The organism is Dietzia sp. E1, assembly GCF_014145015.1.
GTDB lineage: Bacteria > Actinomycetota > Actinomycetes > Mycobacteriales > Mycobacteriaceae > Dietzia > Dietzia cinnamea_A.
The window spans coordinates 1-1,045 of the sequence record NZ_JAALDU010000544.1; the positions used below are offsets into that span (position 1 = coordinate 1).

Below are 1,045 nucleotides of genomic sequence, written 5' to 3' on the forward strand. Positions count from 1 at the left end.
ACGCGCGTGAGGCCGGCCAGCACCTCCCGATGCCGTGCGGTGGCGGCCAGTAGAGCGGACATGAAGTCGGCCCCGACCGGCCCCACGACCGGTGCGACCGCGTCGATCGGCACCGCGTCGACCGCCTCGAGCGCGCTCCCCAGCGTGTCGGCCAGGGTGGTCAGTCCCGTGCCCAGTTCCCGTAAACCGTCGACATCGACATCGATCGCCCCGTCCGCCATGGCCTCGTCCCCTCAACGCCGTCTTCTCGTCCGTCACAGGGTTCGACGCGCAGGGGAGGCGATCCGGTTCCACCCGATCCACGATTTGTCCCGTGTGGAATCCTGACGGGCATGGACATCATCGTCGTGGACCACCCGCTGGTCGGGGACCGGCTCCGAACCCTGCGCGATTCCGCCACCGACACCGCCGGGTTCCGGGCCGCGATGGACGCGCTCGGGACCATGCTCTGTTACGAGGCGTTCCGCTCGATCCCGACGAAGCAGGTCCCGGTGACCACCCCCATCGTCGAGACGACAGGGGTGGCCGTGGACGGCGTGCCGCTGGTCGTCCCGGTCCTGCGCGCGGGCCTGGGCCTGCTGGACCCGGCAACCCGGTTGCTGCCCGGGGCGCAGGTCGGGTTCATCGGCCTGGCCCGCGACGAGGAGAGCCACGAGCCGGTGTCGTATCTGTGCTCGCTGCCCGAGGACCTCACCGGACGCCACGTGGTCGTGCTCGACCCGATGCTCGCGACCGGCGGCTCGCTGGTCACGACGCTGGAGACGCTCGCGGCGCGGGGCGCGACCGGCCTGACGGTGGTGTGCGTTCTGTGCGCGCCGGAGGGGATCGAGGCCGTGCGCGAGTCGGGTCTGGCGGCGACGCTGGTCACCGCGACGATCGACGAGCGTCTCGACGAGAACGCCTTCATCGTCCCCGGTCTGGGCGACGCGGGCGACCGCCTCTTCGGCCCCCGCTGACGGCTCGGGGCGGCTGACGCCTCCGCCGGGCGGTCCCGTCGGACGCCTGCCGGTCAGTCCACGTCGCCGCGGGCCACGGCCTCGGCGAC

General features: G+C 72.5%; 2 protein-coding genes. One reads left to right on the forward strand and one right to left on the reverse strand.

What is annotated here, in order from left to right; translation table 11 throughout:
- On the reverse strand, nt 1-221 hold a 221-nt coding region (locus G6030_RS15295; RefSeq protein WP_241724395.1), incomplete at its 3' end, for a type VII secretion target.
- A gap of 111 nt (nt 222-332) precedes the next feature.
- Between G6030_RS15295 and upp the strand changes: the two genes are divergently transcribed.
- Nucleotides 333-956 (forward strand): uracil phosphoribosyltransferase, encoded by a 624-nt coding sequence (upp, locus tag G6030_RS15300; protein ID WP_182643701.1) that lies wholly within the window; start codon nt 333-335, stop codon nt 954-956.
- Nucleotides 957-1,045: the final 89 nt, after the last annotated feature.